The sequence below is a fragment of the Clostridium prolinivorans genome (assembly GCF_004011155.1).
Classification (GTDB): Bacteria; Bacillota; Clostridia; order Clostridiales; family Clostridiaceae; genus Clostridium_AT; species Clostridium_AT prolinivorans.
On sequence record NZ_RJWG01000010.1, the window covers coordinates 25,355 to 52,087 of the forward strand.

Below are 26,733 nucleotides of genomic sequence, written 5' to 3' on the forward strand. Positions count from 1 at the left end.
TCTCCTAATTTTATTTATAATCATAGTTATAATAATAATAGTTACTTGATTTAGTTGGAACTTTATTAAGTACAACTCCAAGTATTTTTCCTCCAACTTTTTCAATAAGTTCTTTACCCATTACAATAGCATTTTTTTCGGCTTGTCCATATTCTGCCACAAAAATAACTCCATTACAAATTGTTGATAAAATTTGAGCATCTGTAACTGCTAAAACAGGAGGAGCATCTAAAAGTACTATATCAAATGTTTCTTTAAGCTCTTTAATTAACATTTTAAACCTTTTGCTTCCTAAAAGCTCTGCAGGATTTGGTGGTATAGGCCCACTAGTTAAAATATAAAAATTATTAATATTGGAAGCTTTAATAACTTCATTTATGTTTCTTTCTTTTGCTAAAATATTTGTAAGTCCTTCCTGATTTGAAATTCCAAACTTTTTATGGATAGTAGGTTTTCTTAAATCACAATCTATTAAAAGAACCTTTTTACCTGCTTGTGCCATTGTAATTGCTAAATTTGAAATAACAGTACTTTTACCTTCACTAGGCTTAGTGGAAGTAACAACAACAGTTTTTATTTCTTCATCAAGTAAAGAAAACTGTATATTAGTTCTTAAAGTTCTAAAAGCCTCTGCTACAACAGATTTAGGATTTTTTATAGAAATCATATCATTAAGCATGCCTTCACCTCATTATCTATCAGTTTCTGTAATAACAGGAATTATACCTATAACTGGTATATCTAGAATTTTCTCTACATCACTTGCACTTTTAACAGTATTATCTAAATATTCAAGTAAAAATACTACTCCAACTGAAACCATAAGTCCTAGAAAAAATGCTACAGCTATATTAAGTAATGGTTTAGGACTGTCTGGACTTACAGGCAGCTCTGCTGGATCTAATATCTGAACATTATCCACTTTTTTTACATCTAAACTTACTTCCTTAAGTGATTTTGCTATCTGATTAGCTAAATCCATAGCTTGTTTAGGTTCTTTTGATTTTACTGTAATAGTTAAAAACTCTGTATCTCCCTTAGGTGCAACAGATAACATTTCTTGAATGTCAGAAACCTTCATATCAAGTCCTAAAGATTTAATTGCATGTTCTGCAACTGTTCTTGATTTAGCAAGCTCACTATAAGTTTTTACAAGCTTTTGATACATCATAACATCATTGTAACTCATAGCTGGTGTTTGTGAATTAGCATTTTCCTGTTTACCTATTATTACAGAAATATCTGCTTTATATGTAGGCTTAATAATAAAATAACTAACTATACCACTAAGAAGTGACGCAGTTAATGTTATAACTACTATTAAAAGCCATCGTTTCTTCAAAATATCTAAATATTCTTTCAGTTCCATCAATTTTCCTCCTAAAGTTACATTATAAATTACCATTATATTATACATTATAAATTTATATGATTAAAGTATTGGGGAATTTTTTTATTATATATTTATTTTGTATAAAAAATTTTTTTGTATAATCAATAGACAATCTATCTATCTCTCTTTTTTAATTTTTCTTCTGCTATTATTTCTTCAATTGTTAATGAATACTCTAAAAAATCTTTTAAAAAACAATAGAATATCTCACATTGTTTCTCCTCATTGTATAGATACTCTTTATTAAATTTCGATACAATTAACCAATTAAGATTTTTATAAGAAATAACTTGTCCGTTAATTCTTTTTATAAGTTCATTTCTTCTCTGAAGCTTTTTATCTTTATCTTTTAAACCACTATTTAATCTTGAAATAGATCCATCACCTGCCAAATTGGAAATATTTTTAACAATATAAATATTATTTTTATCTTCCAATGCTTGAGAAAGTTCCAATTGTGAAAAAAAATTGTGTCCTCTCCCAAATCCATAATAATTTGTTCCTAATGTAATATGAGCATTTTTTATTCTATATGTATCTCTCCACCAACCAACTTTTATTGAAACCCAATAAGATTTATTATTTACAGTTAACACTTCTTTATTAGATTCATTTTCTAAAAAAAATTCATTATTACCCCAATTTTCTTCTATTTGATTATCACTTACTCTATCAGTTCTTAAAGAAATATTTACTTTATTTTTATCAATAACTATCTCTTTCTCAAGCTGAGTAGACAAAATAATTTGCTTTATTTTATTAGCATTTTCTACTGTTAGTGCTTCATACATATATTCTTCTTCCTCCACAACAAATATATTTTTAATAGAATAAATTGTACACACTTTAATTCCTTTTAAGTTTTGAATTTCCGACTTACTAACATTGCTTAAACTTACTTCATTTGTTTTAATATCTATAGTTACCCCAGCAATCTTATCAACGATATCTTTTATACAAAAAAATCAACTATAACGTAATTTATTATATGTAGTACAAAAAAGTAATATTAACAATATCATCCTTTTTTCAGTTTACTCAAAATTTACCTTAGTCTTGTCATCTGTCTTCGAAATTATTCCAAGTTCCTCATCTGTCTTTGGTAGCTCCGTTCTTTATACCTTGTTAAACATTAATTGTGTATAAAAACAACTTCCTCAAATTACAAGTATTATAAAAGTTACAAGAATAACAATAATTTTTTTCTTCATGTAGCATCTACTAAATGCACTAATCGATTAATGTTAACTTTATAAAGAAAAAATATAGCAAAAATTATAAGTTTCTATAAATATCACCTATGCTCTCCAAAAACCTTAGTTTCTATTATATAAACTCTTTTAATTTCTGTTTCTTTAAAAATAAATTGTCCCATTTATGCTCAACTTGTATTTACCTTCATACATTTTTTCTTGGATATATTTTAGATCTTCTATCGTGACCTTTTCTATCTTCTAGATATTTTATTAAATCTTCTTCACTTGTATTCTCTATATTTTAATTAATATATTTAATTATTGTTTTTACAATATGAATATTTGTCCTTTCATTATGTCTAGCTACATTGTACACTTCACCAAGTCTACCATTATTTATAACCAATATCTATTACTTTGCAATGAGCTTCAACATAAAACCAATCTCTTATATTTAAACCGTCGCCATAAACATGCCAGTGGTCTTTTATTTAAACAATTATTTATTATAAGAGGATTAACTTTTCTAAAAACTGATATGAATCATAATTATTTGAACATATTGTTATATTTACTAGCACTTTATATATGTAAAAATACGCTTTAACAACTAAATCTGCCCCTGATTTACTTGAAGAATATTAATTGTGTGAATTTATTGGTGTAGTTTCAATAAAATAACCTGTTTCGCCAAATGATCCATATACTTCATCTGTAGAAATTTGAAGATATTTTTTCCATTCTTTAAATCCATTTTTAGTTTCCCAAACATTTTTTGTAGTATTTAAAAGTATTGCTGTCCCTAATAGATTTGTATTAACAAACACTTCTGGTTCTCTTATACTTCTATCAACGTGAGATTCTGTTCCAAAGTTTACTACATAATCTATATCATATTATTTAAATAACTTTTCAATTAATTCTTTACCTTATATATCTCCTTGCACAAATTTATATCTTAGATCATTTTCTACCAATTTTAAATTTTCAAGATTTACTACATATGTTAATTTATCTAAATTTATAAGCTTTCTATCATTATATTTATTAAGCATATAATGCACAAAGGTTGAACCCATAAATCCTGCCCCACATGTAAATAGAGTATGTTTTCATTTATTTCCTATAATATAGTAGCAGCTGCTTCTTCATAAGTCTACTTGTTTTCATTAACTATATTAATAAAATATTTTCCGTACTCAATCCTTAAAATAAGTTCTGATAATTTTATGAATTGCTCTATATCTATAAATCCTTTTCTATATGCTATTTCTTCAATACACGCTACAGTCCTTACCTTGTTTGTATAACTTCAACAAAATTAGCTTCATCTAAAAACTCTCTATGTGTTCCTGTATCAAGCTATCCTTCTACCAAAAGCTCTATTTTAAGCTTTTCTATTTTTAAATATTAGTTATTAATTGCTGTTATTTCTAATTCTCCTCTAGAAGAAGGTTTTAAATTTTTTTCCAACTATAAATGCATCTGCAAGTTCTCTTGGTTTATATTGAATTGCATATTCTAGAGTCAATCCTAATTGACTTCCATCATCAAAAAGCTCCTTAAACATATCTAAGTCTCTTTGAGTTAATATGATCTGTTTTTTTAACTTATTTTTTTAATTTCACATTTTTGCTAATACATATCTCATAATATTCCATTATTATTTTACTCAGCTCCATTCCAAAGTAGAAAATTTTTCTCTTTCCCACATGTACTAATAAACGGATGAAAACCAAATCTTTTACAATAACTCATCTAACTCAATTTACTTATTTGTAATTTACCAATAACATTTGCAATCTTTACGGAAAAATCTGTCTTCTGTTCTTATATTTTTTAACAGTAACTAATGCTTCATTAAAATAATATTTTATTATATCAAAATAAAGAACTGTTATAAGTATAATATTAAATAAACTTAGAAATAAAATAACTATGTTAAAGGTAAAAAAGCTACTATAAAGTGCTAGTATGCTCATACTAACCGTACAAACAAAAAATTTAACTAATCCATAATTAAAATTGTATAATTTTTTTGATATTAATGTTCTCATTGTAAAAAATACAATATAAGCAATTCCTGTTGAAATAGCAGCTCCTTTAGCACCTAAGTTAGGTACTAAAATAAAATTACCTATAATATTAACTAAACAACTAGCTCCTGCTATAAATATATGATATTTGGGTTTCTTTTTAAAATTTATACCTAATACTGTTGTTTCTGATATAGTATACATCAATGGCATAAATATCATAAAAGGCATTATATAGCTAGCATCTCTATACTTACTTCCCAATAAAAGAACTATTATATCCTTAAATAATATAAGAAATACTCCTAGATAGAACATACTCACAGTTACTATTCTATTTACTTTAACAAAAAAATCTTTATTGTTTGAATTATTCTCATATTCTTCATAAGCTACCGGAACCCAAAATGTGGTAAATGTTGTTTGTACAGCATTCAACAAAGAAATAATTGTAAAAGCTGCACTGTATACTCCAAGTTCTTCAAATCCTGAATATTTTTGTATTGCTATTCTATCTATAGATTGAAATAACCATGTTATTAAAAAAGTAAATACTAATGGTAATCCATATTTAATTATTTCTAATTTCGTATTCTTAGTTTTAATGTCTTTCAAAAACATATTTGTCCAAAAATTTTTTTCTAAGATTATTGCATAAAAAGTTACTATAAGATTTGAAAATGTCGTTGCATAAACTAGAGTTCTAAAATCTTTATTAAAAGGTACAACCAAAAGTAAAACAAAAATAATATATGCTATTTTTTGATATATCTGCAATAAAGAGTATAGCTTACTTTTTTGTTGCATTCTTATAACTAATATGGCAAATCTATTAATTAATAATATTGTATTATTTATAACTAACAGTACTATCATCTCAAAACTTTCCGCTTGAAAAAGCAAAAAAGATATTTTTGAGCTAAATAATAATACAATAATCGAAAAAATAATATTAATCAAAATCGGTATTTCTAAGCTATATAGCAATAACTTTGATCTTGACTCTTCTTTTTCTTCATAGAAAAATCTAACAAAAGATTGATCTAATCCACAAACAACTACTATTGAAACAACACTTGTGAACATTGTAAACATGGAAAATTTTCCAAACTCATTAGGATTTATTAATCTAGTAATTATCGGAGAGGTAAAAAAACCAATTAATAATGTTACTATACTTCCAACTCCATATGAAATAAATTTTTTAACCAAAGATTTGTCTTCCATTTAAAATCTCCAAAATTTTAATAAAATATTTATTTGTTAAATATGTTGCATACTAACTCAACTATTTTATAAGCATCCTCTTCAGATAATTCACCATATATAGGCAAAGTAAGAACTCTTTCTGCTACATACTTTGCGTTATGTAAATGATTATCTTTATATTTTCCCTTATAGCAGGCAAATTCAGTTGTTAATGGATAAAAATATTTTCTAGTCATAACATTTACTTCTCTTAAACTATCAAATAACTGATCTCTTGTTATTCCACACTTTCCCTCGTCTATTACTATAGGAAAATATGCGTAGTTATGCTCTACATTCTTTTTATCAGCTACCATCTTTATTCCATTTAAATTTTTTAATCCATTTCTATATATATTAGCTATATTTTTTCTTTTGCTTATTTGGTCATCTATATATTTTAAATTTAAAATTCCCATGGCAGCCTGAAATTCATTCATCTTAGCATTTAATCCAATCTCATCTACCTCTTCATAACCAGAGATACCAAAATTCTTTAATAGATTTAACTTTGTTTTCAAATCACTATTATTATACGTTAATAAACCACCTTCAATGGTATTATATACTTTTGTTGCATGTAGCGAAAACATAGATATATCTCCATAGCTACCAATTCCTTTTCCATTTATTTCAACACCAAAAGCATGTGCCGCATCATATATTACTTTTAGATTATGCTTTCTTGCTATTTCTTCTATAGCATTTATATCACAAGGGCTTCCAAATACATGTACTGGAATTATTGCGCTAGTCTTATCTGTTATTAACTCTTCTATTTTATGTACATCTATTGTATAATCACTCATATTTATATCACAAAAAACAGGAATTAAATTATTCATTACTATAGCATGCGTCGTTGATGCAAATGTAAATGGAGTTGTAATAACCTCTCCTTCTAATTTTAATGCCTTTATTGCAATATCTAATGCTAAATGACCATTTGTAAATAAAGTACAATCAGATACCTTTAAATAATTAGTTAATTCCTCTTGCAATCTATTGTGTAAAGGTCCATTGTTAGTAACCCAACTATTTTCCCATATTTCTCTCAACATATTTACATACTCTTCCAATGGAGGTAAAAATGCTTTTGTAACTTGAATTGGTTTTTCTAATTTATTCATTTAGAATACACTCCTTTATAAATCATATTATTCTCATACTTTAATAAATCCCTTTTTCTTGGTCTAAGTTCTTTTACTGGTATACCAGTATAAATTGTCCACTCTTTGCAATCCCTAATTACTAATGAACTTGCTCCAAATGCACATCCATCTCCAATATTTACGCCTGGTAATATTGTTGAATTTGTACCTATAACTACATGTTTGCCAATTGTCACAGGACTTTGTTTTACATTTGTATATTCACTACTAACCATAGGATTAGTCATATATTCTCCAGAATAATCATCTGTTAATGCATAGATAGATCCCCTTGAAGATATGGTACTAAAATCATTCATAGTTATTCCAGCCTCTCCTCCAAAAAATCCACAAAAAGCAGCTATATGAACATAATTACCTATAGTTATTTTGCCACTTAAAATACAAAAGTCATCTATTCTTACATTATTTCCAATGCTTATATGCTTCGGAGAGTAAATACTGGTTTTTCTACTTATTAATACATTTTGTCCAACGCTTTTAAAACCTATATCTTCAAGTTCTTCCTTCGAATAAAAACTATTCATATAATTCACTCCTCTTAATTCTGAAAAATATTATTCCATACCTTAGCTGCATATTTTTCGTCAAATCTATTTTTGCTTAATGCTTTATTACATACAATAAAATCATAATTTATTTCTATAAACTTTTCAAAAGTCATATATTCTATTTCATCTATGGATGAAAATTTATATCCCTCATCATCTACTAGATCTTTCCACATGGTTGTATCATTCCTCATAAATATTTTCTTTCCTAGGTATGCTAATGCAAATATATTTCCTAATGCCTGTTGTCTATTGTTATTAAATATAGCTATATCAATACTACCAAGGAACTTTCCATATTCATCTGCCTTCATATAATCTGTCACAGCCACAAACTTATCTCCAAAAATAGATTTCCCATATTCCTCAACCTTTTTACCATAATCCTTATCCCCATAAGATAGTGGACAATATATCTTTATATTTTCATCTTTAAACTTAGAAAGTTTGTCTATAACATCTAAGTGTAAATTAGATATATCTGCTGAGTTACCTATTTGAATATTACAACATTCTTTAGATTCTGGTATAATACTATCTAAAAACTCCAACTTTATTGGAGTTAGATACATAGCCTTTTTATATATTCCAGTAATCTTATACTTATTTTTTGCAACATCGTAATCTGTTTTTACCAAAGTAGATACATAACCAAATCTTTTTACTAAAAACTTTTTTAATATATCGTTAATTTTATGTTTAATACTCATAGAACTATTTGAATAATACAGATCCCCGCCCCATATTATCCAGTTTACTTTTTTTAGATTTTTATAATTTAATAGCAATAATAACTTAAACCTAAAATTCTGAAAAAAACCATGAATAAGTATTTGTTGACTTTCATTCATTAGTTTTGTAAGATACAATATATTGAAATTATCATCATTTAAAAAATATATATTTTTTTTATTTATACTGTTTCTATCTATATACTTGTTATTTCCTGTTATTAAAAAAAAATGTTCATCAATCTCATAATTCTTGCTTACAAATTCTATGAAAGGTATTGTAAATTTTTCTTCATTCATTATGTGTAAATACTTCAATAATCACACCTCTTTAGGCTTTTTAAATTCAAATAAATTCTAAAGTTTAATTTTAAAACTTTTTTAAGCATAATGTATGCTTATTAATGTAAACTTTAAACCATCTATATGTTCATATACTATAGTTATTTATATAAAAAATGCTACTTTATAAAAAAGTATATTTATAATTGTTAATTAGGTTCTATATTAAAATGGATGCTTTACTTTTACTCGGAAAATAAAGCTTATCTAATAAACTTTCAACTATTTTTATAAAAATGTGATTTTAAAGAAAATTATTTATCAAAAACATATGCCTTAATTTCTTAATTATGAATATATAACATTACTTTTGTATCTTAATTACTAAATTAAATATCTTTATTTTAGACATTACAGTTATATTTTTTTGTATTAAAAAAATTTTTTTATTATAAATTATAAGGTTTTAATTATATTTATATTTTTTTAACCATAATTTTCTTCACTTTTGTTTATTAATTTCAAAATTTAAATTAAATATATAAAAAATGTATGAAAAAAATATTGCATACATTACAATAGTATAATAATTAGATAGGGGATTGGAATCAGAATAAGCTATTACTAAGAAATATATAATAAATTCAATAATTTTAGATTTATTTAATTTTATTAGCTTTAACATAATAATTATCCAAAAGGATATTCCTACAATACCAATTTCACATATAACTGTATAAAAAATATCTGAAGTTGATAAATAAAATGGAATACTTGCTAAACTAGTTAATACTATGGGATCACTTGATCTAATTGCTAAGTATAATGATGAAAAACGGTTCAAACCAATTCCAAAAATAAAGTTTTGTTTGAAAATTATAATAGCTTGATTCATAATATAACTTCTATAATTATCTTTATTCATGCCTAATTCATTATTTACACTTGCAACTAAGTTTACTATATAATCTTTATTAATAAAAATCACTAATATTATAACAAAAATGATTATATTTATTTCCCTAATTCTGTATCGTCTTGAATTTATTACATTTTCAACAATTTCAATAAAAAATATTGCTAAAAGTACACTTCTATTACCACTCAATATAATCAAGGGAATTAATAAAAATCTCATTTTGTTAATTTCTTTAAAATTCATTATAACAAAGTAAATTGCACCAGTAACATATGCAAAAGCATTAGGCCAACAAAACATTCCTGAAAATCTTATTTGTCCAAATCTAATACCTTTATTTACAAAATAATATTGGCCTAGTATGTACTTTATATAATATTCATTACTAACCAATTCACAATAAACACCTATAAAATTTATCAAAATATATATTATAATAAAAAAATAATATATCTTAACATTTATTTGACTAGAATTAATGAACATTTTATCGTAACTGAAAAAAAACATGCATATACTTATAGGAAATACATATTGTTTTAAATATAATATAAAATGTAAATTTTCTGCAGTATAAATTGTAATAATATTTTGTATTATTACAAATATTATTATTATTGCTATTATTTTAATTCCTATAGAAATTTTCTCATGTGTTCTGCTTGTTAACAAATTTTTAGCTGATACTCCCATTAATAAAAAACTAATAGAAAGATAAAATAAATTATATCCTTTACTAAAATTAATAAATATAATATTATGCATAAAAGGATAAATAAGCATCATAAAAAATATACTTGGTTTTATTATAATATTTTTTTCACTTATTTTTTTCACTGCATCTTCTCCTTAAGCTATTATTTAATTTTAATACTATAAAATATTATAAAAATTAATTGGCCACTAAATTATAGCGTTTCTATGATTACTATAGTTAACTATAATTTTTAATATTAATACTATACTTAATAAGTCAACAACATATTTACATTCCATTGGAATATTTATAATTGTTTTTCTCCAAATTATATCATATGTACTAGTTAACATAATACTTAATATAACTTGATTATACAATATATTTTCAATATCTAAAAATATAATATAAATTATATACATGGCAAAAATACTGTATGTCAATATTTTATATGAGGTTGAATAACTTATTAGGCATAAAATAATAAACATCATATTCATAAATATATTTAAAGTTCTAATCCTACCTTTATAAATATTATTCTTCACTTAAATTCTCCTATATCATTTTAATATCATCTTTTAGTTATTACCTTATCTCTATTGTCATATATCTTACTGTACTTAGGAACATCTTCAGTTACTAATGTTCTTGCTGCTATAACGGAACCTTCTCCTATTGTAACTCCATATAATATTATAACTCCACTACCAACATAACATGTAAAAATTTCAATACACTCAACCCTTACCTCATTAATTTGAATAATTGTAACTTTCATTATTAGTATTACTATTTAACCTTTTTTGTAATAAAATAATACTGCTTAAAACCGCTAATGAACTTACAGGAGAAGAATAAATTAATTGTGCAGTTATAAAACCTGATATAAGTAAATATAATATTAAAATACTAAGTATACCTATTCTATTTGATACCCTATACGAACTATATTTAATTACATTAATAATACAAATAACTATGGCTATTGCAACAAAAAACATTGTTACTATCCCCATTTTTATAAGGAGTGTTAAAAAACCATTATCAATAAATAAGCTAATAGAAGATGCTAAATAATCGGTATTATATAATTCTAGTAATATTCCTAGCCCTACCCCCATATATTTACTTGACTCAATAAAAACTCTATTTAGAGAATTTGTAACTACTCTTACCTGACCAGATGCCGCACCACCATTAAATATTTCTCCAAATCTACTTATTATTTGATTATTAGAGCTAATTACAGCATTTAATATATCACTTTTAAATGCTACAAAAACCATTATGCACATTATGGTTGTAAAGAAAAGCATCACTAATGTTAGTTTTCTCTTTTTATTAAAATTGTTTAATATAATGCAGATAATTAAAACAGCTATATATGTTGCTATTATACCTCTATTTTGAGAAATAAGTGCTGTTATAATAGAACTAATAATTATAAGTATCTTAATATTTTTATTACCAATTATATTGTCTAATATCAGTATTATAGGTGCTATTATCATATTAGTTGCATTTGAAAATCCAACCCTGGAATACCCCCACCAACCTATAAGTTTTTCATCATAAATTATTGATATTAGTTTTTCCCTAAATAAATATATATATAACAACTAATGAATGTATTAAAAATGTAATTATATATATTATCATTGAATGGAACACTTAATATTAATAATAAATATCCTTTATACAAATATTCTCTCTTGTAAATTAGCAATAATATTATTGTTAATAACCAAATTAAACTTATCCATACTTACCTGCCTTTATGTTTATTATATTTATATAACCTAAGCAATGTATTAATATTTATTTTCTAATATAATCCACCTTTATATAATTCTATTACTCTTCCTACATGCTCACCAAAATCTAAAGGTAACTCAATACTTAAAAGATTTCTAGCCACATCTTGTAATAATTGTTTACTATCCATTAAACTTATTATTATTTCTTTAATGCTATTTTCGTTAGATTCAACAATAAATCCACTTATGTTATCTTCAATCAAATCTTTTGCCCCCACACAATTAGTAACAATTACAGGAATTCCGTAACTCATAGCTTCTAATACTATAAATCCATAAGTTTCTTTACAGATACTGGGAGCTATTAATACATCTATATTATTAAAAATATTCCTTAGTTCACTGTAATTATATTTACCATGAAAAAACGTATTATTCACATCTACATTAAGCTTATATTTATTTCCATATACATCTAATCTAAAATTTTCAATCCCCTCTTTATTAAGCGCCTTTAATGCATTGGTTAATAGATTAAATCCTTTATATTTTTCAGTAGGTCCTAAGTATCCTATTCTCAATTGCTTTTCATTAGAAAAACTCTTTTCTTGCCTATTATCTTTTATATCTTTATGAGTTATATTAATAATTTCTCCCTTACATTTCACATATTTCTCATACTCAGATTTTGCAACTGAACTATTAAAATGAAAATAGTCTACCTTTTGTAAAATATTCAAATAATAATTTCTAAGTTTTACATATTGATAAGAAAAATCAGTAATTTCGTACGTTTCAACATACCCAATATTTTCAATATTTTGATTAACATTCAAAGTTCTTTGTCTTTTAAGTTTTAAAGCAAAATTTTTCAAACTATTGATATTTTTCAGTATTTTATATATTCGTGACTGCATTAAATATATTTTACCTATACTGTATGCTTTCTTATTACATACCACACACTTTGCCCCATTACAATAATCATTACATATTTGTCCTTTATCTGTAATTAAATTTACCTTTGGACAAATACCAAAATAATCATGAGTAGTAAATATAATTTTTATACCAATGTCTTTTGCTGCCTCTAAAAACTCAATTGGCAATCCCATTAACGTATGTATATGAATTACATCTGGAGATATTTTATTTATAAAACCTTTAAATACTTCTATATCTTTACTTTCAATAAATTTTTCTACATCTTTAATTCCGTTTAATAACGGTACTGGCAATGGATTAATCATTTCATATACATAGATACCTTTATACATTTTATTGTATTTTATTTTAGTTTTGTTACATAGATTAAAATGCCCCGGGTAAAGCAAATAAACTACCTCTCCTTTATTAGCCTGTTCAATCATTAAATCACAAGAATATTTAGTTAATCCTCCACTTCTATATGGTGGTAACCCTAATGTATAGTGAAGTATTTTCATCTTAAATCACTGTCCATTCTATTTTTTATTATTTTTACTGGATTCCCTACAGCTACACTATATGGTGGTATATCTTTATTTACTACTGTATTTGCCCCGATACGCTACCTTTACCAACAGTTACACCATCCAAAAAGACTACACCTGCACCTATCCAACAATCTTCTTCAATATTTATTCCTTTATTTGTAACTCCTTGCATTCTAATAGGAATATCTAATCTAGAATAATTGTGATTCTCTGAGTGAAACCTAACATTTTGCTCCATGATAACATTATCTCCTATTTGTATACCCCCAACTACACCAAAGAAACAATAGTCTCCGAAGCCACAATTGTCACCAATTTAACACCTTTGCCAAGTTTTTTGAAACTTACAGTACATCTAATTACTGAAAAGCTTCCTAAATTGAAATTGTTACCAATTACTACTCCATTAACAAACAATGTATTTATCTCCACGTTATTACCTAGTGTAACACCATTCCCTAACCTAATTCTGTTCTTATGAAATAGCATAACTTTTTCCCCACAAAAACTAATTTCCCACAACTTTTAAATCCAAATCTTCTAAATATTCCTCTTACCATAAATGATATTCTATTAAGTAATATAATTAATAAATCATTTGTTTTTATATTCTCGTTTAATTTATATTCTTCTTTTTTTATTCGTGAAACAATAGAACTTAATAATTTAATCATTTTTCCTCCAACAAGCAGTTAGTTAATTAATTAATTTATTTTGAAGATCTAATACAACCTTGGACCATTCAAATTCTGAACATCTTCTATTCCATTTATTAGCTTTATCTTTAGTATTAATAAGATTTATTATCTCACTACTAATAATTTCGCTATCATTTAAAATAATTGGACCTTTATCAATATTCTGCATTATTTCTTTAAGCTCATCTTTTTCACAGCCTAATATTGTTAAAATTATAGATTTACTTCCTATATATTCATATAATTTACCAGGGACTTGCGTGCTATTTTTATTACCATATAACAACAGAATATCCGCATTAACTACGTATTGCATTGCCTCCTCAAATGGTAGATAATTTACTATTTTTACGCATTCTAACCTGCTAAGAAGCACTTCATCTTCTTTGTCAGTAAACTGCCCAACAAAAATTATATTTAACTTATTAAATATCTCAAAATTATTTTCCTTTAATAACTTCAAAGCCTTATATAATGGCTTAACATCTCTTAATTCTTTATATATAGTTCCTGTGTGAACTATATTTAATTTGTCATTTTCAAATCCATTTGGTATCTTATTATTTTTTTCTAATTTTTCATATAACTCTTTCTCATAACCTCTATAAATTATATCTGCTTTAGATTCGCTTAACTTATATTTATTAATGTACATTTCCCTTGTAGATTTAGTAGTAAACAATAGTTTATCTACGCTTTTTACAACTTTTAATTCAAGGTATTCATCGATAGTTTTCTTAATAAAAGAATTTTTATTTCTTAGTACACTATCACCATTCCAAGGATCACTCCAATAGCCCACCCATTTTAAATCCTTGAATTTCTTTTTTAGTTTATATCCTACAATGTGGCTTGATGGGGTTTCATGAATTGTAAAAATCAAATCATATTTGTTCTTAGATATTAATTCGGAAGAAACTTTATAAGCTGGTTTTATCCATCCAACAAAGGCATCCGGAATTAAAAATGTTGTTTTTATAAAATGATTTATCTTAGACTTAAATCTATTTAACGATTCTGTTGCAGTGTTTTTTTCTTCATTTGCTTGTACTACTTTTTTTCTATTGAATAAATTATAGAAAAATCCTGGCTTAACCCTATAAATATCTACTTCATTATCAAATACATCTTCTAATGTTTCATCATAAGCAATAGAATTTTTGGGATATTCAACACCAACTACATCTACTTTGTTACCCAATCTACTTAAATAATTTATATAATTTAATAACCTTATATTTCCCGATCCACTATATGGTGGAAGATAGGTTGCTATTAGTAATATTCTCAAAACTTTCACCTCAAAAAAATAATATACACATTAACATTTATCAATTAACATATCTTAATCTACTATAAATAACTTTTCATATTTCTCAACAATACTTTCCCACGAATATTCATTAACTATCCTATTTTTAGCTTTTTTACCTAATTGATTTATTTCTTCTTCCGTTAATCTATCAGCTTTATCAATCACTTCCGCTAGGTTGCCTTTGTCTTTATTAAAATATAAAGCACCATCTTTTCCTACTTCTTCATTAAATACTACATTTAATAACAAATTAAGTTTAGTAGTTGCTAGTGCTTCTAATAATGATGGATTTGTACCACCAACTTCGTGTCCATGCAGATATCCATAAGCATTTTCTCTAATATTAGTTAATAGTTCTTGATCATACACAGTTCCCACAAATTTTATTCTGTTATCATCTTTAAAATTAGTAGTTGCTTGTAATTTTTCATAGAACTTATTTTGTTCTACATTTGTTATTATAACTAAGTCTTTTTTACTACTACTTGCCATAAATTCTCTAATCATTAATTCATAATTATTTTCAGGTACAAATCTACCAACTATCAAATAATATTCATTATTTTTAAGATTAAATTTATTATACCATGCATTAAGTTTTTCTATATTAGTTTCTCTGTTTTCTTTTACATCCGCACCATAGGCTATAAAAATTGTTTTAGGGTTATACTTTTTATATTCTTCTTTTATATAACTCTCTATTCCTATTGAATCACAAACCACTAAATCAGCTTTTTTTATCATTAATCTTTCACTTATTTTCCAATACTGTCTTATGAAATAATTCCATTTACTTCTCTTCCACTCATGACCATCTGGATTAACAAAAACCTTAATACCAAGCTTTTGTAATTGTTTCTTGTAAAATAATAAAAATGGTCCTATTCTACACGCTAAAACATAAATAATACAATTCTTAAGATTATTTTCTTCTATATACTTTTTGCACATTCTTAATGCTTGTATATCATAGATTATAGCATTTGCATTGCCTACATCTTTTATCTTAACATTAAAGCATCTTGCATTATTATACTCAAATTCATCAGAAGTATCATGTGACATACACGACACATGATACTTTATTTCATCTGATACCTTTTTCTCAGTTAATTTATCAACAAAAGTTTCAAATCCACCATATTTTGCTGGTATCCCCTTTGAACCTATTATAAAAACATTCTTCATTAATCCGCTCTCCTAAATTAATTAACTAAATTCTCCAATAAACTAATCCATTGTTCTTAGCATCTTTTTTATCAACAACAGCCTTTGTATCTATACATATTGCATTCTTAGTCATTAACTCTGCTATATAATTACAATCTAAATTAATACCATGTTGTTTAGCTAATATCATAACAACATCAGCACCTTCTAAAACTTCTTCTTGTGTATCATACTTATAATCATATTTAGTAGGTACCACAGGATCGAAAGCCTTAACTTCTGCTCCTTTTTCAATAAGTATATTACAAATATCTATTGGAGGACTTATCCTATCATCATTAGAGAAATCTTTCATAGCTAGTCCCAATACTGCTACCTTAGCTCCTTTAAGACCTTTTCCTTGCTGCACTAATAAATTCTCTGCTGTATTTACTATAAATTCAGGCAATACTGCATTTTTTTCTCTAGCTAATTTAAGTATATCCATATTTACATTCATCTCTTTAGCTTTTGGAGCTATATAGTGATATGCATTTGGTATACAATATCCACCAACTCCTGGTCCTGGTATCAATAAATTAACTCTTTTATGAGTATTAGCTAATTTAACTACTTCAAATATATCTATTCCTAAAGCTTCTGTAAATCTAGCAAATTCTTGTGACATTGCTATATTTACATCTCTTTGAACATTTTCAAAAACCTTTGATGTTTCCACTACCTTTATATTAGTTGCAGCTATAACTTCTGCTTTACAAACTATACTTAATAAATCTATTGCTCTTTTTAAGCTTTCTTCATTTACTGCACCAACAATAGTAGGCATATTGGCAAACTCATCAAAAGCTAACCCTTCTGCTATTCTTTCTGAAGCATATGCTAAATAGAAATCCTCTCCTGCCTTTAATCCAGATTCTTCTTCAAGTATAGGCATACACAAGCCTTCTGTAGTTCCTGGTATTACTGTACTTCTTATTATAACTAGATCACCTTTTTTTAGATTTCTTCCAATAGTTCTACATGCATCTTCAAGATAGTCGGTTATATACTCACCATTTTTTATAGGAATACCTACTGTCACTATTATATTATTGCTCTCTTTAACAGCTTTATCCCCATTTGTAGTAGCTATATATCTTCCTTCTTGTAATTCCATATTTAAAACTTCTTTAATTGTTATACCATGAAATTCTTCTGTATGATGTGTAATTCCATCATTTGTTTGTTGGACTAAATTTTCATCTACATCAACGCCTATAGTTTTACATCCTCTAAATGCAAAACTTAAAGTTAAAGGTAAACCTACAAACCCTTGTCCAAATACACATACTCTTTTATTTACTGAATCATCAGCTATATTTTCGTTAAACTGTTCCATAAATATTTTTTTATCTTCAATACCCTTTGCTTTAATCATTTCCATATTCATATCCTCCTATTTTACAATAAATTCATCTGGTTTGTTCTCTACTTTCTGAAAGCCATAAAGTATAGCTTGCACTATTCTTCGTGATGCTTTACCATCTCCATATGGATTTATAGCATTACTCATTTCTTTATAAACTTCTGCTGCTTCTAAAATTTCTTCAGCAGTTTTTACAATAATCTCTCTATCCGTTCCTACAAGCTTAACAGTACCCGCCTCAACAGCTTCCGGTCTTTCAGTAACATCTCTTAAAACTAATACAGGCTTTCCAAGGTGTGGCGCCTCTTCTTGAAGTCCACCAGAATCAGTCATAACCATAAAACACTTATTCATTAAGTTATGTGTCTCTTTTGTATCTTGAGGTGGTAATAAATGAACTCTATGTAAGCCACTTAAATGTTTTTCTACTACATCTTTCACCACTGGATTTAGATGAACTAGATATACAATTTCCACATCTTCATTCTTAGTAACTATATCCTTAAGAGCTAAACAAATATTCTCTATTCCTTCGCCCCAGTTTTCTCTTCTATGGGCTGTAACCATAATTACCTTTTTACTATTAAAATCAATATCATTTAATTCCTCTGAATTAAACAAATAATTTTCCTCAACAGTTGTATCCATTGCATCTATAACTGTATTTCCTGTTACAAATATATCCAATTCATTTATACCCTCTTTTAAAAGGTTATTTTTTGAACCAGATGTAGGTGCAAAATGCATATCAGCTATAGCACCTGTTAACTTTCTGTTCATTTCCTCAGGAAACGGAAAGTACTTATCACCTGTTCTTAATCCAGCCTCTACATGACCTACCTTGATTTGCTTATAAAATGCAGCTAAAGAAGCTGCAAAGGTTGTTGTTGTATCTCCATGAACTAAAACCATATCTGGAGTATATTCATTAAATAGTTCTTCTAAGCTTTCTATTACTCTGCAAGTTATCCCTGTTAATGTTTGTTTTGTTTTCATTATATTTAAATCATAATTTGGCTTTATATTAAATAGTTCTAAAACTTGATCAAGCATTTCCCTATGTTGACCTGTAACGCAAACCTTTGATTCTATTTCTTTATGTTTTTCTAGCTCTTTTACCAAAGGTGCCATTTTAATAGCCTCAGGTCTTGTCCCAAATATAGTCATTATTTTTATTTTTTCCATATTCTATCTCCTATCTTGCATTTTCATCTCCAAATAATACAAAAAATGTCTTAAATATAAGCTTTATATCAATCCAAGTATTTCTTTCTTTTATGTACTTTAAATCTAATTCCATCCATTCGTCAAAACCTATGTTGTTTCTTCCCATAACCTGCCAATAACAAGTTAACCCTGGTTTAGCTATTAATCTTTGCTTATGATAATCTGAAAATTGGTCTACTTCTCTAGGAAGGCTTGGTCTTGGCCCAACCAAAGACATGTCCCCTTTTAATACATTAAATAACTGAGGAAGTTCGTCTATGCTTGTCTTTCTTATAAATTTACCTATTTTTGTTATTCTTGGATCATCCTTTATTTTAAACATTGGTCCAGACATTTCATTTTTATCTTTAAGTTTATTTAAAAGTTCTTCAGCATTTTGAACCATAGATCTGAATTTATACATTTTAAATGTCTTGCCATTTTGCCCTATTCTATCCTGCGAAAAAATAACAGGACCTGGAGATCCTATTTTTATTAAAACAGCTATAATTATCATTAAAGGGCTTAAAATTACAATTCCAAAAAAAGATCCCAAAATATCAAGTGTTCTTTTTATTACATAATATATTTGAGATTTTTCAAAGTTTTCTTTTATTTTTACATCATACTGCACATCACTTTGACTTTCTATTTTTTGCAATTAAATCCCCCCATAAATTCTTTATAAACCCATATTTAATCTATTAAAATTATTTTTTATAAAAGTTTTTGTAATTTTATATCTGTAAAAACTTTTATATAACTCTTATATAATTTATTTTACAATAAATTATATATTTCATCAAATGTATAATTTGACATAATTAAAATATAACGCCCTTTTCTCGGGCTATTTATATATTAAAAATTTATATTTTGTAATTAAAATGTCGAATTATGTCTATAAAAAATATATAAAAAACTGCCAAGTACTTGGCAGCTTTTTATAAAAATAATTTAAATATTATAAGAAATATAACTCCCGGAACACCTAAAAATCCTGCTATTAAAGCTGTTACTAAGTTTATACCTATGTAAAATTTAAAATAGGCTCCTATGAAATTTACAGCAAAAAGCATTATAACTCCTAAAATTGTATTGGCTAAAAGTTTAAAAAACAACTTTATTGGCCAAGAAAATATTTTAATTATAAGAAAAATTGCTATAACTGCAATTATAAAATACCCCATGTATTCCATTATATCACCCCTTAAGCTTATAATATATTATACAATATTTATATTCAAGGGGTTAAATTATAATACTATATTTAGGTATCATATTGCTTTAAATTCATCAATCATAAAACTTGCATCTACTTGAATTTCTTTATCTTTTGCCTGTTTTAAAAGATACGAAAGCCTTACCTTTGCTGCATTTTCTTTATATATTGCATAGTCTATAAGCTGAGGATCAAAAGCTATGTCAAAGTTCTGTCTTGCTATTTCCAGTTCATATTTAGCATCTTCTATAGATTTTATAAGTTCTTTTTCATCTTCAGTATAAGTATTTTTTTTAAATAAATATTCTATTATAGCCAGCCTATTCATAATATCCTCCATTTTTATCAACTTTATTATATTTAAATTGTTGACATAAAATAGAAATTGTATTCAAAATTTAAACTTTACAATATATTTATATTAAGTTAGTATTAATGTGTATATATCCATATCTTCAAAATTTAATGTAGCCATAGTTTAAAATAGCAATTTTCTTTGCAAAAATAAAATATATTTTATTTTTTTTTGAATATTTATATTAATTAGCATATTTAATACATCACTAAATTTATAGGTAAAAAGGTGATAATATGAAAATAATTACTGATTCAGCAATTGTAATTAAAACTTATAATAATAATATAATTTCTGTAAAAATGAATGGATTAGAAAGAATATTATTTAGCAAAGGTATTGGATTTGGTAAAAAAGCTGGAGATAAAATTGAAAAAGGTACTAAAGTAGAAAAAGTATTTGTTATTGAAGATGAAGATAATTTAAGAAACTTTGAAGAAGTAGTGGAAAATGTTGATGAAGAATTTATTTCTTTATGTGAAAAAATAATATCTTATATTGCAAGTGAATTAAATGAGGAATTAAATGAAAGAATTCATATTGCATTAGTAGATCATTTAAATTTTGCAATAATGAGACTTTCAAATAAAGATGAAATAGAAAATCCATTTCTTGTGGAAATAAAGGCACTTTATCCAAAAGAATATGAATTAGCAAAGAAAGCTATAAAGATTTTAGAAACAGAAAAAAATATAACTATACCAGAAAGTGAAATTGGATTTATAGCATTACATATTCATTCTGCTAGAAATTCTGGTAAGGTATCCAATACAATAAAGAACACCTATTTAATAAATTCAATAGTTAAACATATAGAAGAAAAACTAGCTATAGAAATAGATAAAAATTCTTTAGATTATGCTAGATTTTTAACTCATCTAAAATTTGCAATAAAAAGAGTACTTTTAGATATACCTATTAAAAATGATTTTATAAAAGAAATAAAATCTAAATATAAATTATCTTATAAAATATCTAAAGATGTTTCAAAAATATTATCTAAAGGTCTAGAAAAAAATATTAGTGAAGGTGAAATAGCTTATTTAGCAATGCATATAGAAAGACTTAGAGTAGCTGAAACTGAAAAGAAAAATAGTTAATTATTTTAATATAAAATTTTAAAAATGTATTGATTATTTATAAAATATATTATATTATGAGTGTGTAAATATTTATAGGTTTTTACAGCGTGTAACCGATTAATTTCGGGCAAAAGCTGAAAAAGATAATTTAATTTGTCTTTTTCAGCTTTTTTGTTTTTATAAATTTCTTTTAAAACATTTATTTTTAGTATTTAAGGATGAAAAATCCTTAAAATAAAATTATAAATAAAGGAGGAGCTTTTTTATGATGAAATTTTTACAAAAATTAGGTAAATCATTAATGCTTCCAGTAGCAGCTTTACCTGTAGCAGGTATTTTAATGGGTATTGGTTACTGGATAGATCCTTCTGGTTGGGGATCAAACAGCGTAGTATCAGCTTTTTTATTAAAAGGCGGTGGTGCAATAATTGATAACATGGCTCTTTTATTTGCAATAGGTGTAAGTGTTGGAATGTCTGATGATAATGATGGTACAGCAGGTCTTGCTGGTCTTGTTTCTTGGCTTGTTATTACAACTTTACTTTCTCCATCTGCAGTAGCAATGTTTAAAGGAGTTGATGTATCTGCAGTACCTACAGCTTTTAGTAAAATTCAAACTCAATTTATAGGTATTTTGGCAGGTTTAATTGGTGCTTATTGCTATAATAAATTTAAAAATACTAAACTTCCTGATGCTTTAGGTTTTTTTAGTGGTAAAAGAAGTGTTGCTATAGTAACATCTGGATTATCAATTATTGCAGCAATTATATTATTTTTTATTTGGCCTGTTGTTTATAGTGCATTAGTTGCTTTTGGTAAAGGAATTATATCTACAGGAGCTATTGGTGCTGGAATTTATGCATTTTTTAATAGACTTTTAATACCTACTGGTCTTCATCATGCACTTAACTCTGTATTTTGGTTTGATGTAGCCGGAATTAATGATATAGGGAAATTTTGGGGAACTAAATCAGGTGGAGTTTTCGGACAAACTGGTATGTATATGACTGGGTTTTTCCCTGTAATGATGTTTGGTCTTCCAGCAGCTGCATTAGCTATGTACCATACAGCCAAAGAAAAAAAGAAAAAAGTAGTATATGGTTTATTATTAGGATCTGCATTATCTTCTTTCTTTACTGGTATTACAGAACCATTAGAATTTTCTTTTATGTTCTTAGCTCCTGGACTTTATGTTGTTCATGCCGCTTTAACAGGAATTTCAGTAGCTGTATGTGCAATTCTTCCAGTTAGAGCTGGATTTAACTTCAGTGCAGGTTTTGTAGACTGGTTTTTAAGTTTTAAAGCTCCTATGGCTAAAAATCCTCTTTTGATTATACCAATTGGTTTAGTAGTGGGAATTATTTATTATATAGTATTTCGCTTAGTAATTACAATGTGGGATTTAAAAACACCTGGTAGAGAAAATGATGATATAAATGAAGAAATGAATATAAGTCTTGAAAATAACGATTATACTAAAGTTGCATCAACTATATTAAAAGGGGTTGGCGGAAAAGAAAATATAGTATCTATTGATAATTGCGTAACTAGACTTCGTTTACAAGTTAAAGATCCATCTAAAGTAAATGAAAAAATTATTAAATCTTCAGGCGCATCTGGTGTAATTAGACCAGGTAAAACAAGCGTACAAATTATTATAGGAACACAAGTACAATTTGTAGCTGACGAATTTAGAAAGTTATGCAAATAATTAAATATAAACTATAAATACTAAAACTTATATAATTTCAAAGATATAGCCATTCATAATTTTTTATGAATGGCTTTTTAATTTATTTATAGCTTATTGATTTTTTAGGGCATGCTATTGCACACTTTGCACATTGAATACAATCATAATGACTTAGTGCATCTCCTTTATATTTATAAGGTTCTATTCCCATAGGACATTTTTGGGAACAAATTTTACAATTAACACAAGTATTAGATACCTGTAATATATTATTTTTATCTCTTTTAATGTAAGAAATGAATGCAGCTATACTTCCCATAGGACAGAAATTGCACCAAGTTCTGTTATTGTAAAAAAGGGATAATACTATTCCAATTAAAGTTGTAATTACAATAATTCTATAAAAAACCATACCAATTCCTTCAAGATTTCCCCAATTTTCTTTAATACCTATTCCAAACATTGTAAACATAAACAAAATTACAAATATTCTAAAATATACTGATTTCAAAAATTTAGGTACTTGATTTTTTTTACTAAATTTTGATACTACATTATCGTAAAAACTTCCTCTTGGACATAAATTTCCACACCAAAATCTTCCTTTGAATAATGATACTATTATAGGTGCAACCATACATATAATTGCTGCTACTGCTATTTTAAAATCAAATAAACTTGCAACAATAAATATTAATAAAATTACATATGAATACTTCTTCCATAGTTCAATAAATTTTTTCATGTTGATCCCTCCCAATTGAATTATACCCATACGGGGTATACATAAGATATTATATTAGTTTTTTTAATATGTCAACCTATAATGAATTTTTCATATTTAATTTATGATAATATCCTAATATACCATAATTGATTATGCCATAAATACAATATTGTTAGTATAACAACCTCATTAGATCGAAGCGAGGTTAACATAATTAGAAAGGTAGATTTAAAAATAGGATAAAATGAAAAATAGATAATAATAAAAAACATGGTACAGGGAGATTTTTACGCTTCATGAAACCATGTTTATGATAGAACTTTAGTGTTGAATTTGCAAAATGATATAAGTTTATTTGGGTAATACACAAACATGTGTTCATCAAACAAACTCCTCCCCAAAATCAAATAAAGTCCTTTCACCTATGTCCCTCAAACCCTTGAAAACACTTGCTTGTTATTCCATTCCAATTTATCATTTTGTTCCCATTTCTTTAATCCTCACTTCCTAAAGTCCTTTCATTCCTAAATTTTTGGGGCAAAAAATGAAAATAAAGTGCTTGTAGGATTGAGGGTTTAGGGGGAAGGTTTAAGGAGTGTTTTTATCAATTTCTCCTCTCCATTTTCTTTTCTATTCAATCTTCTAATCCATTGATTTATCTGGCTTTTAGCCTTATTCCTTGTTCCTTATCCCTTAAAACTTCTAAACAAAAACATAGCCTACAGGGCTTTTCTTCTCCCTAATAAACCATGTTTCCTAAAAGAACTTTATTTGCATTTTAAAAAGAATTTGCAAAATGATAGGAGTTTATTTGGGTTATACATAGATACAAGTATAAGGGATAAGGGATAAGGGCTTAAGGAGCAATAGTCAATTTTGTAACTACATACATTAATAAGATAATTACTTTTTAATAAGTAGGCTTACCAATTAGACTTTTTGCACTATCACATAAATTATCATAATGCAATAAAAGAATTTTTTGCTTATCTGAATATCTTCGTCTTTCCTTATATGTTCTTTCATTGAACTCATCTCTTCTTCCAGCAATAACCACATAGTGTATTCTTGTTTTATCAAGGCTAATAAATTCATTAGGTAACTGTTCATTTGGATGCTTATATTTTTGAAAAGTTTCCCTGAGTGATATATAATTTGCCTCAAGCCATTCGTCCCAATCATTTATCTGTTTAATACCCTTTCTAAAGACATCGCCTATGCTTCCATCCTTTAAAGTAATCTTTCCATATGGGTTTTCTAATTCAACAAAAACAAACTCATATCCACCTGAATTTTTGCCTATAAGTAAATAATCTACTTTATATGAATTACCTAACATAAACTCTGGTATAATAAATGCATCATGATGTCCAAAATTATAATTTGATTTTAAAATTGAAGCAATTATAAAATAGGCTTTATTATCTTTAATAAATTTTGCAATATCTCTTTCGATAATATTATCATTATCCAAAAAATCACAGAAATTAGAAATAAGGGCTTTAAGCATATCCTCATCTTTTAAATCTTCTATATCCAAATAATTATTAGGAAATAAACTCAAATAATGTCTGACTGCTTTTGGATATTTTCTAAACATTGACTTTCTAAAATTCAACTTCCCACTAGATTTTACTACTTCTTTTTGCCTCAATACTTCCCATTCGTTTACTTCATCTTCGGTTAATTTAGTATAATCTCTATTGTAAATTCTCATAGTTATTCTCCTAATATAATTTTATATTATTTAATCATATGAAGTACTAATCTATTGTTATTTAAGTTTTTAACTTACTTAATTTCTAGATTAACATTATTTCTATCAACTTGAGTCTCTAAAACGTTATACATAAAAACAAGTGAAAACTTTACCCCATCTTTTTCAGTTAAAATATCTTTAAGAAAGATTTTTTTATTCATACTATATTCTGTAGGGGAATTAATACTTATGTATGTCATTCTTTTATATTTTTGTTCCCAAAACCTATATTTAAATTCTTCTCTAAATTCATATTTCGTTAGAAATCGGTCTATAAACTGTGGTTTATTAGAATACAAAGTAATTAGCGATTTCTTAACCCAAATATCATCCCATTTATCAAAGTATGGAAAATGCAATAATACGTTTCTAATAAATTTAAACAAGTCTTTACCTACATCACTAAAATTTGGTCTTTTTTGATTTTTGATAACCCATTGTATAGGTGGATATTTCAAAAGTTCAAAATACGTTGCAAAGATTTCTTTTATTTTAAAAAGTCGGTATTCATCTTCTTTAAACCAAAACTCATCATTCATCATTTCTTCAAATAAGTCATAAAACCTATTATATCCTATAGTTAAAAATTCTTTTTCATCTTCATTTGGATGTATTTTTACTTCCATTCATCTCCCTCCATA

26 protein-coding genes and 1 pseudogene are annotated in these 26,733 nt (G+C 26.2%); 2 read left to right on the forward strand and 25 right to left on the reverse strand.

From position 1 onward, the window contains the following. Positions 1-10 precede the first annotated feature (10 nt). The 22 genes and pseudogenes from EGD97_RS08820 to EGD97_RS08920 form a co-directional block, all read right to left on the reverse strand. Positions 11-679 carry a CpsD/CapB family tyrosine-protein kinase gene (locus tag EGD97_RS08820; protein ID WP_127837078.1) on the reverse strand — a complete coding sequence of 223 codons (669 nt, stop codon included), beginning with the start codon at positions 677-679 and terminating at the stop codon, positions 11-13. A gap of 12 nt (positions 680-691) precedes the next feature. Beyond that, entirely contained in the window at positions 692-1,369 is a 678-nt protein-coding gene (locus tag EGD97_RS08825) for a YveK family protein (RefSeq protein ID WP_127837079.1), read from the reverse strand. 137 nt (positions 1,370-1,506) lie between these two features. Beyond that, positions 1,507-2,184, reverse strand: a complete 678-nt coding sequence (locus EGD97_RS08830; protein WP_127837080.1) for a hypothetical protein — start codon at positions 2,182-2,184, stop codon at positions 1,507-1,509. A 616-nt stretch (positions 2,185-2,800) separates the two neighbouring features. Then, positions 2,801-3,705, reverse strand: a pseudogene (locus EGD97_RS08835) (dTDP-glucose 4,6-dehydratase); the annotation flags it as partial. Between the two features lie 328 nt (positions 3,706-4,033). Then, on the reverse strand, positions 4,034-4,186 hold the full coding sequence (locus EGD97_RS12605) for a sugar phosphate nucleotidyltransferase (RefSeq protein ID WP_228202004.1): 153 nt from the start codon (positions 4,184-4,186) through the stop codon (positions 4,034-4,036). Between the two features lie 208 nt (positions 4,187-4,394). Further along, on the reverse strand, positions 4,395-5,852 hold the full coding sequence (locus EGD97_RS08845; protein WP_127837081.1) for a lipopolysaccharide biosynthesis protein: 1,458 nt from the start codon (positions 5,850-5,852) through the stop codon (positions 4,395-4,397). Positions 5,853-5,881: 29 nt separating this feature from the next. Continuing rightward, entirely contained in the window at positions 5,882-7,003 is a 1,122-nt protein-coding gene (locus EGD97_RS08850) for a DegT/DnrJ/EryC1/StrS family aminotransferase (RefSeq protein ID WP_127837082.1), read from the reverse strand. Beyond that, positions 7,000-7,572, reverse strand: coding sequence for an acyltransferase (locus EGD97_RS08855; RefSeq protein ID WP_127837083.1), 573 nt, complete (start codon positions 7,570-7,572; stop codon positions 7,000-7,002). Before EGD97_RS08855 ends, EGD97_RS08850 begins: the two co-directional genes overlap by 4 nt. Positions 7,573-7,586: 14 nt before the next feature. After that, complete coding sequence (locus EGD97_RS08860; protein ID WP_164850190.1) at positions 7,587-8,645, reverse strand: TDP-N-acetylfucosamine:lipid II N-acetylfucosaminyltransferase; 1,059 nt, start codon at positions 8,643-8,645, stop codon at positions 7,587-7,589. Positions 8,646-9,111: 466 nt separating this feature from the next. Further along, complete coding sequence (locus EGD97_RS08865; RefSeq protein WP_127837085.1) at positions 9,112-10,365, reverse strand: O-antigen ligase family protein; 1,254 nt, start codon at positions 10,363-10,365, stop codon at positions 9,112-9,114. A 434-nt stretch (positions 10,366-10,799) separates the two neighbouring features. Next, positions 10,800-11,006 (reverse strand): LbetaH domain-containing protein, encoded by a 207-nt coding sequence (locus tag EGD97_RS08870; protein WP_127837086.1) that lies wholly within the window; start codon positions 11,004-11,006, stop codon positions 10,800-10,802. Then, positions 10,981-11,847, reverse strand: coding sequence for a hypothetical protein (locus EGD97_RS08875; RefSeq protein WP_127837087.1), 867 nt, complete (start codon positions 11,845-11,847; stop codon positions 10,981-10,983). The genes EGD97_RS08870 and EGD97_RS08875 overlap by 26 nt, the downstream gene beginning before the upstream one ends. Before the next feature lie 206 nt (positions 11,848-12,053). Continuing rightward, positions 12,054-13,430, reverse strand: a complete 1,377-nt coding sequence (locus EGD97_RS08880) for a glycosyltransferase (protein ID WP_127837088.1) — start codon at positions 13,428-13,430, stop codon at positions 12,054-12,056. Positions 13,431-13,512: 82 nt separating this feature from the next. Then, complete coding sequence (locus EGD97_RS12505; RefSeq protein ID WP_205693975.1) at positions 13,513-13,698, reverse strand: LbetaH domain-containing protein; 186 nt, start codon at positions 13,696-13,698, stop codon at positions 13,513-13,515. A 220-nt stretch (positions 13,699-13,918) separates the two neighbouring features. After that, positions 13,919-14,134, reverse strand: coding sequence for a hypothetical protein (locus tag EGD97_RS12510; RefSeq protein ID WP_205693977.1), 216 nt, complete (start codon positions 14,132-14,134; stop codon positions 13,919-13,921). Positions 14,135-14,156: 22 nt separating this feature from the next. Then, entirely contained in the window at positions 14,157-15,449 is a 1,293-nt protein-coding gene (locus EGD97_RS08890) for a glycosyltransferase family protein (protein ID WP_127837089.1), read from the reverse strand. Positions 15,450-15,503: 54 nt separating this feature from the next. Beyond that, the gene (gene cps2T / locus EGD97_RS08895) at positions 15,504-16,661 is read right to left on the reverse strand and encodes a beta 1-4 rhamnosyltransferase Cps2T (RefSeq protein ID WP_127837090.1); all 1,158 of its coding nucleotides are present in this window, start codon (positions 16,659-16,661) and stop codon (positions 15,504-15,506) included. Between the two features lie 25 nt (positions 16,662-16,686). Then, positions 16,687-18,066, reverse strand: a complete 1,380-nt coding sequence (locus tag EGD97_RS08900) for a nucleotide sugar dehydrogenase (RefSeq protein ID WP_127837091.1) — start codon at positions 18,064-18,066, stop codon at positions 16,687-16,689. Positions 18,067-18,078: 12 nt separating this feature from the next. After that, positions 18,079-19,233, reverse strand: a complete 1,155-nt coding sequence (gene wecB, locus EGD97_RS08905) for a non-hydrolyzing UDP-N-acetylglucosamine 2-epimerase (protein WP_127837092.1) — start codon at positions 19,231-19,233, stop codon at positions 18,079-18,081. Positions 19,234-19,243: 10 nt separating this feature from the next. Further along, a complete protein-coding gene (locus EGD97_RS08910; RefSeq protein WP_265936969.1) occupies positions 19,244-19,888 on the reverse strand; it encodes a sugar transferase in 645 nt (214 codons plus the stop codon). A gap of 310 nt (positions 19,889-20,198) precedes the next feature. Beyond that, positions 20,199-20,453 carry a pro-sigmaK processing inhibitor BofA family protein gene (locus tag EGD97_RS08915; protein ID WP_127837094.1) on the reverse strand — a complete coding sequence of 85 codons (255 nt, stop codon included), beginning with the start codon at positions 20,451-20,453 and terminating at the stop codon, positions 20,199-20,201. A gap of 78 nt (positions 20,454-20,531) precedes the next feature. After that, positions 20,532-20,804 (reverse strand): YaaL family protein, encoded by a 273-nt coding sequence (locus EGD97_RS08920; protein ID WP_127837095.1) that lies wholly within the window; start codon positions 20,802-20,804, stop codon positions 20,532-20,534. Between the two features lie 263 nt (positions 20,805-21,067). Between EGD97_RS08920 and glcT the strand changes: the two genes are divergently transcribed. Then, entirely contained in the window at positions 21,068-21,931 is an 864-nt protein-coding gene (glcT, locus tag EGD97_RS08925; RefSeq protein ID WP_127837096.1) for a glucose PTS transporter transcription antiterminator GlcT, read from the forward strand. Positions 21,932-22,178: 247 nt separating this feature from the next. Next, complete coding sequence (gene nagE, locus EGD97_RS08930) at positions 22,179-23,624, forward strand: N-acetylglucosamine-specific PTS transporter subunit IIBC (RefSeq protein WP_127837097.1); 1,446 nt, start codon at positions 22,179-22,181, stop codon at positions 23,622-23,624. Between the two features lie 82 nt (positions 23,625-23,706). On the opposite strand, the gene EGD97_RS08935 is transcribed toward nagE, so the two are convergent. The 3 genes from EGD97_RS08935 to EGD97_RS08945 all read right to left on the reverse strand — a co-directional run bounded on the left by EGD97_RS08935 (position 23,707) and on the right by EGD97_RS08945 (position 26,718). Continuing rightward, the gene (locus EGD97_RS08935; RefSeq protein WP_127837098.1) at positions 23,707-24,351 is read right to left on the reverse strand and encodes a 4Fe-4S binding protein; all 645 of its coding nucleotides are present in this window, start codon (positions 24,349-24,351) and stop codon (positions 23,707-23,709) included. A gap of 892 nt (positions 24,352-25,243) precedes the next feature. After that, positions 25,244-26,050 (reverse strand): Shedu anti-phage system protein SduA domain-containing protein, encoded by an 807-nt coding sequence (locus EGD97_RS08940; protein ID WP_069195164.1) that lies wholly within the window; start codon positions 26,048-26,050, stop codon positions 25,244-25,246. A 74-nt stretch (positions 26,051-26,124) separates the two neighbouring features. Further along, positions 26,125-26,718 (reverse strand): hypothetical protein, encoded by a 594-nt coding sequence (locus EGD97_RS08945; RefSeq protein ID WP_127837099.1) that lies wholly within the window; start codon positions 26,716-26,718, stop codon positions 26,125-26,127. Positions 26,719-26,733: the final 15 nt, after the last annotated feature.

Bases quoted from the DNA above. Each gene is read 5' to 3' on its own strand.
- EGD97_RS08820 (WP_127837078.1), bottom strand. From the start codon at position 679: ATGCTTAATGATATGATTTCTATAAAAAATCCTAAATCTGTTGTAGCA.
- EGD97_RS08825 (WP_127837079.1), bottom strand. From the start codon at position 1,369: ATGGAACTGAAAGAATATTTAGATATTTTGAAGAAACGATGGCTTTTA.
- EGD97_RS08830 (WP_127837080.1), bottom strand. From the start codon at position 2,184: ATGTATGAAGCACTAACAGTAGAAAATGCTAATAAAATAAAGCAAATT.
- EGD97_RS08845 (WP_127837081.1), bottom strand. From the start codon at position 5,852: ATGGAAGACAAATCTTTGGTTAAAAAATTTATTTCATATGGAGTTGGA.
- EGD97_RS08850 (WP_127837082.1), bottom strand. From the start codon at position 7,003: ATGAATAAATTAGAAAAACCAATTCAAGTTACAAAAGCATTTTTACCT.
- EGD97_RS08855 (WP_127837083.1), bottom strand. From the start codon at position 7,572: ATGAATAGTTTTTATTCGAAGGAAGAACTTGAAGATATAGGTTTTAAA.
- EGD97_RS08870 (WP_127837086.1), bottom strand. From the start codon at position 11,006: ATGAAAGTTACAATTATTCAAATTAATGAGGTAAGGGTTGAGTGTATT.
- EGD97_RS08880 (WP_127837088.1), bottom strand. From the start codon at position 13,430: ATGAAAATACTTCACTATACATTAGGGTTACCACCATATAGAAGTGGA.
- EGD97_RS12505 (WP_205693975.1), bottom strand. From the start codon at position 13,698: ATGGAGCAAAATGTTAGGTTTCACTCAGAGAATCACAATTATTCTAGA.
- EGD97_RS12510 (WP_205693977.1), bottom strand. From the start codon at position 14,134: ATGATTAAATTATTAAGTTCTATTGTTTCACGAATAAAAAAAGAAGAA.
- cps2T (WP_127837090.1), bottom strand. From the start codon at position 16,661: ATGAAGAATGTTTTTATAATAGGTTCAAAGGGGATACCAGCAAAATAT.
- EGD97_RS08900 (WP_127837091.1), bottom strand. From the start codon at position 18,066: ATGGAAATGATTAAAGCAAAGGGTATTGAAGATAAAAAAATATTTATG.
- wecB (WP_127837092.1), bottom strand. From the start codon at position 19,233: ATGGAAAAAATAAAAATAATGACTATATTTGGGACAAGACCTGAGGCT.
- EGD97_RS08915 (WP_127837094.1), bottom strand. From the start codon at position 20,453: ATGGAATACATGGGGTATTTTATAATTGCAGTTATAGCAATTTTTCTT.
- EGD97_RS08920 (WP_127837095.1), bottom strand. From the start codon at position 20,804: ATGAATAGGCTGGCTATAATAGAATATTTATTTAAAAAAAATACTTAT.
- glcT (WP_127837096.1), top strand. From the start codon at position 21,068: ATGAAAATAATTACTGATTCAGCAATTGTAATTAAAACTTATAATAAT.
- nagE (WP_127837097.1), top strand. From the start codon at position 22,179: ATGATGAAATTTTTACAAAAATTAGGTAAATCATTAATGCTTCCAGTA.
- EGD97_RS08935 (WP_127837098.1), bottom strand. From the start codon at position 24,351: ATGAAAAAATTTATTGAACTATGGAAGAAGTATTCATATGTAATTTTA.
- EGD97_RS08940 (WP_069195164.1), bottom strand. From the start codon at position 26,050: ATGAGAATTTACAATAGAGATTATACTAAATTAACCGAAGATGAAGTA.
- EGD97_RS08945 (WP_127837099.1), bottom strand. From the start codon at position 26,718: ATGGAAGTAAAAATACATCCAAATGAAGATGAAAAAGAATTTTTAACT.